This window comes from Nocardioides sp. CF8, from assembly GCF_000389985.1.
In the GTDB taxonomy this organism is placed as follows: domain Bacteria; phylum Actinomycetota; class Actinomycetes; order Propionibacteriales; family Nocardioidaceae; genus Nocardioides; species Nocardioides allogilvus.
Genome location: NZ_CM001852.1, coordinates 3,902,097 through 3,910,161 on the forward strand (window position 1 = coordinate 3,902,097; position 8,065 = coordinate 3,910,161).

Consider the following 8,065-nt stretch of genomic DNA (forward strand, 5'->3'; position numbering starts at 1 on the left):
GCAGGCCCAGGGCCGCGTCCCTCGCGGCGATCGCGACCGCGACCCGGGACACGGTGACGTCGAAGTCGAACAGGTCCTTCCAATCCGCACGGATGGCCATGTCGGCGATCCCGGTGTGGTTGATCGAGGCCTCGTCGAGCCGCACGAACCGCCGGTCCAGGGCCTCGAGCTGGTCGGCCTCACGCTGCTCGGGATAGAGCCGCAGCATCGCCTCGTCGATCTTCTTCTCCAGCGCGACCTCACCGATCTTGTGCGCGAGGTGAGCGACGTGGGTGTCAATGTGGTCCGCCACATCACGCGGGCGACCCATGATCGAGCGCGCGAGCATCCGCGCCTTCGTCGGCTCGACCTGGCCCACGAGCACCCGGTCCCAGAGCCGGGGCAGGCGGTGTCGCACGATCAGCGCATCGCGGATCAGGCACGACGCGGCGTTGGTGGACCGCCCGATCGCGCCACCGAACGCCGCCGGCGCGTCCCACCGCACCGAGGGGATGAACGGATCGTCGAACCCGTCCGGGTCACCGACACAACCATTCGCGCAGCCGCCGCCGAAGTCCTCACCCGGCAGCCCCGTGGTCGGACAGCCGTGAATGCACGCACCACTCGTGGTCGCCTTCTCGTCAGGGTGGGCATCGGCCCACTCGGCTGCCAGCACGAACACCCGCGTCTGCGCCGACCGCAACGTTGCGGTCGTCTCCCTCAGCTCCACGATCATCGCGGTCGGGGTGACGGTGTCGGTGGCCATGACCCATTCTCTCTCGAACATCTGTTCGAGTCAATGGGTGGCCGACATTCCATTCATGCGCTCACGGCCGCCCCTGAGGCCCGCTCCCACACGAGAAGGGGACCTGTGGGCTCCGGTGTCGGCCAAGCAACCTCACGCCGCATCGGCCAGCTGGTGTGCCAACCGAGACACACCTCGTCGGCAGGTGCGGCGAGGACCCGGGCCAGGTGCATGACCGCCCGCGAATCGGAAGCGACGAGCAGTGGAGTCAGCGCCTCGACGGTGCCGGGCTCGAGAACGGCGGCGGCCACCAACGGCGCCAGTGGCCGCGACCCCTCGTTGCACCGCTCGCAGGTGCAGTCGCTGTCACCGTCGCCCTCCACGTCGATCTCGCCGGCCAGCGCAGCGAGGACGAGCGCGGCGTCGTACTCCTGACCGTTGCCACCGGTGCCGACCTGGTCGGAGCTCAGGTCAGGGTCGGCAGGCTGGACCAGCTGTCGACGTACTCGTTGCGGCAGGTCGAACAGGAGGTCGAACTCGTGGAGCCGCGCCACGAGCTGGGACATGACCGCGCCCAGGGCGTCCGCGGCAGCCGTCGGCGACGGCATCCACCCACCCAGCCGGTCGGGAGGCACGCACAGGGGCGCGCTCTCGAAGAGAGCGACCCCGTCCGACTCGACGAGTCGCCCGATCACGCACTCGCCGTCGGCCAGCATCGCCGCCGCCCCCAAGTTGATCGTCTCGACCACCGCCCTCGTTGACAGGTCGAACCACAGGATCCGGTCCGCCTCTTCCATGAAGAGCTCGAAGCCACCCATCGGCGCGGAGACCCAGCGTTCGACGCCCGCCGCGCGTCCGAGCAACACCTTGCCGGCCCGGGTCCTGATGAACTCCGCGAGGCCGCCGTACTCATGCAGGACGAGCTGCCGGTAGACCCAGTCGTGGTCCATGACCTTCGACTGCGCATCGGTGTCGTCGACGCCCCACAACGTGCTGCGGCCGCCGCGGGTTGCGACCGCCACCTCCAGGGCACGGTTCGGGTTTCCCGGCGTTGCCTGGGCGGCCTGGGCCACCACCCACCTCGCCCAGACCCACGCCGGCGCCGCGTCCTCGAGGTCGACGATCTGCCTGAGCCTGCGGATCCGTGAGGGCCGCCACCACGGACGACCGTCCGGGCCGTTCGGCATCTCCTCGATCAGACGCAGCGCCTCGACGGCATCGCCGCGGGCCTCGACCGAGTCGACCTCGAGCATCCGTCTGAGCCATGGCGCGTTGACCAGGAACGGGTCTCGCCGGTCGACCTTCTCGACGGGTCGCGACGGTGTCGTACGGCGAGTGCGTCCCTTGCGGCGGTGGCGTGATGTGGGCATGGCCTCAGTCCAACCGGAACGCGTCGCCGGCACCAGACCCCTCGGGTGATCTGTGGACAAAGGCGACTGGGCCCAGGACCGTTTACACCCGCCCATCGCAGGCCTAGTGTCCCGAGATCAGCACCTTGACCTCGGAGGACCTCACAGCCATGTCGACAGACCAGTCGCTCGAACGCCGCACCATCCTCAAGACCGCCGCTGCCGCCTCGCTGGCCGGTCCCTTCGCAGGCCTGGTGGCCGCCGGCCCGGCCTCGGCCAAGACCACACCTCAGGCGGTCGCTCTCTTCCCTGTCCCCGACGAGCGCGACGGTGTCGTGCGCCTGCACGTGCCGGAGGGCTTCCGCTACCGCTCGTTCCACGACACCACGACTCCGGTGGTGCTGACCGACGGCACGACCCTGCCCGGTCGGCACGACGGGATGGGCGCCTTCCCCGGCCCCGACGGCACGGTGCTGCTGGTGCGCAACCACGAGGTCAACAACCCGGTACCGGCGGCGTTCGGCCCCGGCAATCCGTATGACTCGCGCGCGGGTGGCGGCACCACGACGATCCAGGTGACGCGCCGGGGCGAGGTGATCCGGTCCTTCACCAGCCTCAACGGCACGATGATGAACTGCTCGGGCGGCGAGATGCCCTGGGGCTCCTGGGTCACCTGCGAGGAGACGATCAACGGCCCGGACGTCGGCCCCGACTTCACCGGCACCTCCAACGTGTCGCTCACCAAGCCACATGGCTTCGTCTTCGAGGTGCCGGCCAGCGCGTTCCCGGGCGAGGGGCAGTCGTCGCGCCAGCCGATCCGATCGGCCGGGCGCTTCGCGCACGAGGCGGTGTCCTACGACCCGGAGAGCGGCTACCTCTACCTCACCGAGGACGACTTCGGCTTCGCCTCCGGCTTCTACCGCTACAAGCCCCCGACCGACCCGATGCTCGTCGGCCGGCTCGAGGACGGCGGGACGTTGGAGATGCTCAAGATCGTCGGGATCGACAACGCGCATCTCGAAGCGGCGCAGGTGCAGGGTGCGACGTACGAGACCGAATGGGTGCCGATCGCCGACCCGGCCCCCGACTTCCCCTACACGCCTGGCGAGACCGCGCCGACCAGCAACAACGAGGCGATCACCCACGTCGCACGGCAGGGCTGGGCCCAGGGTGCGGCCTACTTCTCCCGGCTCGAGGGACAGGTGTCACGTGCCGGGGTCGTCTACTTCACCTCGACGCAGGGCGGTGGTGAGGCCGAGACCGGCAACGAGAACCCCGCCGGCTACGGCCGCGGCTTCGGACAGGTGTGGGCCTACGAAACCGGCAGCGGGACCCTCCGTTGCGCCTTCCAGTCCTCCGGCCGGATGGTGCTCGACCTGCCGGACAACATCACCACTTCGCCCCGCGGCACGCTCGTCGTCTGCGAGGACAACACCGACAACAACTACATCCGCGGCCTGTCCAAGGAGGGCAACCTCTTCGACATCGCCCTGAACCCGACCAACGACGAGTTCGCCGGGTCGACCTTCAGCCAGGGCGGGCGGACGCTGTTCGTGAACATCCAGGCCAGTCGCGGGCGCACCTTCGCCATCTGGGGGCCGTGGCACGAGATCGGGGTCTGAGCCCGCCCAACAAATCGGCCGGCCGGCTACGCCTTCTCGCAGGCGATGCCGTCGTTGTCGCGGTCGAGGCCACCGTTGGCGGCATCGGCCGCTCGGTACAGCGCCGAGTCGCGACGGAAGGTCGTCACCGGCGTGCCGGATGTCTTGTCGCGAGCCTTGGCAAGACCGACACCGTGCGGAAGACGCTTGTTGACCGTCGTGCAGTTCGCCCACTTGGCGGGTACGGCGGCGGCGTCTGCGGCCACCGCCGTGAACGCGAGGCAGGGCAGCGACAGGGCTGCAGCGGCGGCAAGCTTCTTCTTCATGTGGTCCCCCAGGACGGCTGATGGGCCGTCTATCTGACGGCGACTCGAGTCTGCGTCGGGAACCAGGGCCGTGTCAGAGGAATCGCAGTCTTGGCGGGCTCAGCCGCCGTTTTTTACCTTCTCTTGTTTCCGTGGCCGTGGGGTTTTGGCTGGCGACTTCTCGACCGGGATTGGATGGGCGGTCGACGGCGCGAGCAGGGCCACGATTTCCTCCGACGCTCGCTGCATCGCTGAGGTGAACCACGTCGGCTGGGACAGGACCAGCGCAATCGTCGCGACGGCAGCGACCATTGCGCCCGCGCTTGGCTTCTTGCCACTCTTCCTGCGGCTCATGCGCACCGGCGAGGTGGTGCGAGGGCGAACCTGACGCTCGACTGTCCTGTGAGCCACGAGGGCGTCTTTCAGTTGAGCGAGGTCACCGGCCGACACAGGTTCGCGGCAAGCCGGCTGAGCGCGGAGCTGCGCCACGAGGTTCTGGCTGGAGCAGACCAGGACCTCTCCGAAACGCTCGGCGAACCAGTCATCGCGAACGAGGCAGAGCACGGGCCTCACGGCGGCTTCAGAAGATTCGGGGATGAGGCCAGCGACAGCGCTTGCCGCTTCCGCGACAGCTGCAACCTCCTTGGCCCGACTGCGCCCGTTCTGCCGCAGGATCCCTCCACGCGTTGCGACATCGCCACTCCAGTTCTTGGCGTCGATGACGAACGCACGTCCATTGCCGATTGCGACGTGATCGATGTTCGCGTACTTCCTACCCGGCCAGGCGAGGTCGTGAAGCACCGTCCAGCCGCTGGCCTCGAGTTCGGCTAGAGCGGAGGCGACAGCGACTTCCCCGTTTGCGCCGCGTTCCCAACGATCGGCTGATTCGATCAGTCGGGCAGCCTTCGCCCGCTGGCGGCTCGCTTGCTCACGCGCTGATTCCCCGGCCATGCCACTCTCCCGTTTTGCTATCCGCGCAGATCCAAACACAGCTCACGTTCAACTCGACGAGGAATCGAAAAAGCGCGACGGGCAACGTCTACCTTCCGATTCGTCGGTTCGAGGGAATGTCCGAGCTCAAGCTGGCAAGGTACGCAGCGTGCGCGAGGGCTTGTACGAACACGTGGTCACGGCCGGGCTCGAGCTATCCCTGGATTCGCTCCAGGGCTTTGAACCCGAGCTCGGCAAGGTCGACGACGCGGACCAGTCCCACGTGCTCACGCGGCACATCGCCAAGGCCCTGCATTCGCGGTTGGCCTCCATCAAAGATCCCGTCGCCCGGCTGGCGGCAGCCAATGCCGTGCTCGGCGCAATCGAAGCCGTCCCGGATCCCATGAGTGACCCGGTGCGAGAGCTGCGGGCGTTGCGACTCCCCGACGGCCCCGGTCGTACGCCGCGGCTCCGACACCGCCCCAAGACACCGCTCAACGACGCAGCGCTTTTGACGAACGCGCACGGCGAACCAAGCCTGGCTTCGGAACTACGCGCGGAGATCGACTCCGCCGACTCGATCGACCTGCTCTGTGCGTTCGTCATGTGGCACGGGCTGCGCCTCATCGAAGGCGAGCTCGCGACTGCGCGTGACGCGGGCATTCCGATTCGAGTCGTCACCACGACGTACATCGGCGGCACTCAACGCGAAGCGCTCGACCGTCTGGTCCGCGACTTCGGCGCCGAGGTCAAGGTGCAGTACGACGCGAAGCGAACTCGCCTCCATGCGAAGGCCTGGCTCTTCGGGAGGAACACGGGTTTCGACACCGCCTACGTCGGATCGTCGAACCTCACGACCTCCGCGATGCTCGAAGGCGTCGAATGGAACGTCCGACTCAGCACAGCAGCGACGCCGAGCTTGATGGACAAGTTCCGAGCCACCTTCGATGCCTACTGGAACAGCCCCGAGTTCGAGAGCTACGACCCCGACCGCGACGGGGACCGCCTCGACGATGCCCTCCTGGAAGCGAAGGGAGGCAAGGGTTCCGATCGCGTCACCATGAGCACCGTCGGACTCGAAGTCCGGGCCTACCCCTACCAACAGGAGATGCTCGACGCGCTTGAGGTTGAGCGAGTCCTCCACGACCGGCACCGCAATCTCGTGGTCGCGGCAACAGGCACCGGGAAGACCGTCATCGCAGCCCTCGACTACCGGCACCAGGTCGCCCAAGCCGGTGGCCGACCACCCAGTCTTCTGTTCGTTGCCCACCGTCGCGAGATCCTCGAGCAGTCCATGCGGGTGTATCGCGAGGTGCTGGCGGACGGCGACTTCGGCGAGTTGTACGTCGGCGGGCAGCGTCCGGAACGGTGGAAGCACGTCTTCGCCAGTGTTCAGTCGTTGACGTCGTACGGAGTTGCCAAGATCCCGCGAGACGCCTACGAGGTAGTCGTCATCGACGAGTTCCACCACGCTCAGGCGGCGACCTACCAGCGGATCCTCGAACACCTTCAGCCACGAGAACTGCTCGGGCTGACCGCAACGCCTGAACGCGCTGATGGCACGGATGTCCGGTCGTTCTTCGAGGGTCGAACGGCAGCAGAGCTCCGGCTCTGGGACGCCCTTGGGCAGGATCTCCTCTGCCCCTTCCACTACTTCGGCGTCGCCGACGGCACCGACCTGCGACAGATCGCGTGGAGTCGTGGACGGTACGACGAGGGTCAACTGGCCGACGTCTACACAGGCAACGACGCTCGCGCTCGAATCGTGCTGAGTCAGGTACGCGACAAGATTGTCAACGTCGGAGAGATGCGCGCGCTGGGCTTCTGCGTCAGCGTCGCCCATGCGGAGTACATGACCCGCGTCTTCAATGACGCAGGCATTCCTGCACGCACGGTCACGGGCGGAACTCCTGGCTCAGACCGGTCGGAGGCGTTGCGATTCCTGCGCTCGGCCGAGGTCAACGTGCTGTTCACGGTTGACGTCTTCAACGAAGGTCTCGACCTTCCTGACGTCGACACGGTGCTGTTCCTGCGCCCCACGGAAAGCGCGACGATCTTCATGCAGCAACTGGGCCGCGGACTGCGCCGGACGCAGCGCAAGGCGGTGCTGACGGTGCTCGACTTCGTCGGCTATCACCGCAAGGAGTTCAACTTCTCGAGCAAGTTCGCCGTGCTTACCGGCATCCACGGGAAGCACCTCGAGAAGGCGGTCGCGGAGGACTTCCCGTTCTTACCGTCTGGCTGTCAGGTGCGGTTGGACAAGCAGACGCAGGCGGTCGTGCTGGAGAACCTCAAGTCTCAGCTCGCAGGCAAGTGGAGCAAGATCGTCGGGCAACTCCGCGCCACGAAAGACGATTCTCTTGGGTCATTTCTGGAAACGTCAGGGCTCGAGCTCAGCGACGTCCTGCGGCAGGGCAGCCGCTCGTGGACCAAGCTTCGCCAGGACGCGGGACTCGACACGCTCCCCGGCGACGAGCACGAGGAAAAAATGCTTCGTCGCGTGCGCGCATTCACGCACGTCGACGACCCGCAGCGGGCAGATGCCTATAGGTCGCTATTGGCCGACGACGCCCACCGTTATGACGACCTGTCGCCAGAGGAACAGCGGCTCGCCCGGATGCTCTACTACTCGTTCTGGTACGACGGCGGCGGCTTCGCATCGGTCTCCGAAGGCTTCGATGCACTGCGCCGCGAAGCTGCAACGCGAGCTGAAGTCGCGAGCGTTGTCGACCTGAGCTTTGAGGACGCGCGACACGTCCCCTTCGCGCTGCCCGGACTTCTCGCCGATGTCCCACTCCAGGTCCACGCTCGCTACCAGCGCGAGGAGATCCTCCCCGCCCTCGACTTCCCGCGGCTGCCCAACAGTTTCCGGGAGGGCGTGTACTACTCGGCTCATCTCAACGTCGACGCCTTCTTCATCACGCTCAAGAAGTCCGAGGCCGACTACTCACCCACGACGATGTACGCCGACTACCCCATCTCACGCGACCTGTTCCACTGGGAGACACAGTCGACAACGTCAGTGAACTCACCCACGGGGCGGCGCTACCTCGATGGCTCGTCAACTGTGCTGCTGTTCGTCCGCCAGCAGCCGAGGGACGACTTCGGCACGTCGCCATATCTGTTTGTCGGCGGCCACGAGAAACTGCCCGGAGA

General features: G+C 66.9%; 6 protein-coding genes. 2 read left to right on the top strand and 4 right to left on the bottom strand.

The features are described from left to right. Together CF8_RS19000 and CF8_RS19005 are read right to left on the bottom strand one after the other, a co-directional pair. Positions 1 to 745: hypothetical protein (locus CF8_RS19000; RefSeq protein WP_036491496.1), on the bottom strand; the 745-nt coding region annotated here is incomplete at its 3' end. Between the two features lie 53 nt (positions 746 to 798). Then, positions 799 to 2,094: a hypothetical protein gene (locus CF8_RS19005; protein ID WP_156887275.1), complete on the bottom strand. Its 1,296-nt coding sequence runs from the start codon at positions 2,092 to 2,094 to the stop codon at positions 799 to 801. A 149-nt stretch (positions 2,095 to 2,243) separates the two neighbouring features. On the opposite strand from CF8_RS19005, the gene CF8_RS19010 reads away from it, so the two are divergent. Continuing rightward, positions 2,244 to 3,695, top strand: a complete 1,452-nt coding sequence (locus CF8_RS19010; protein ID WP_010834720.1) for a PhoX family protein — start codon at positions 2,244 to 2,246, stop codon at positions 3,693 to 3,695. A 26-nt stretch (positions 3,696 to 3,721) separates the two neighbouring features. On the opposite strand, the gene CF8_RS19015 is transcribed toward CF8_RS19010, so the two are convergent. Both CF8_RS19015 and CF8_RS21655 read right to left on the bottom strand, forming a co-directional pair. After that, positions 3,722 to 4,000 carry an excalibur calcium-binding domain-containing protein gene (locus CF8_RS19015; RefSeq protein ID WP_010834721.1) on the bottom strand — a complete coding sequence of 93 codons (279 nt, stop codon included), beginning with the start codon at positions 3,998 to 4,000 and terminating at the stop codon, positions 3,722 to 3,724. Positions 4,001 to 4,099: 99 nt separating this feature from the next. Further along, positions 4,100 to 4,930, bottom strand: coding sequence for a nuclease-related domain-containing protein (locus CF8_RS21655; protein ID WP_084622946.1), 831 nt, complete (start codon positions 4,928 to 4,930; stop codon positions 4,100 to 4,102). 172 nt (positions 4,931 to 5,102) lie between these two features. Between CF8_RS21655 and CF8_RS19030 the strand changes: the two genes are divergently transcribed. After that, the coding region (locus CF8_RS19030; protein WP_442937103.1) for a DUF3427 domain-containing protein at positions 5,103 to 8,065 on the top strand (2,963 nt) is incomplete at its 3' end.

Bases quoted from the DNA above. Each gene is read 5' to 3' on its own strand.
- CF8_RS21655 (WP_084622946.1), bottom strand. From the start codon at position 4,930: ATGGCCGGGGAATCAGCGCGTGAGCAAGCGAGCCGCCAGCGGGCGAAG.
- CF8_RS19005 (WP_156887275.1), bottom strand. From the start codon at position 2,094: ATGCCCACATCACGCCACCGCCGCAAGGGACGCACTCGCCGTACGACA.
- CF8_RS19010 (WP_010834720.1), top strand. From the start codon at position 2,244: ATGTCGACAGACCAGTCGCTCGAACGCCGCACCATCCTCAAGACCGCC.
- CF8_RS19015 (WP_010834721.1), bottom strand. From the start codon at position 4,000: ATGAAGAAGAAGCTTGCCGCCGCTGCAGCCCTGTCGCTGCCCTGCCTC.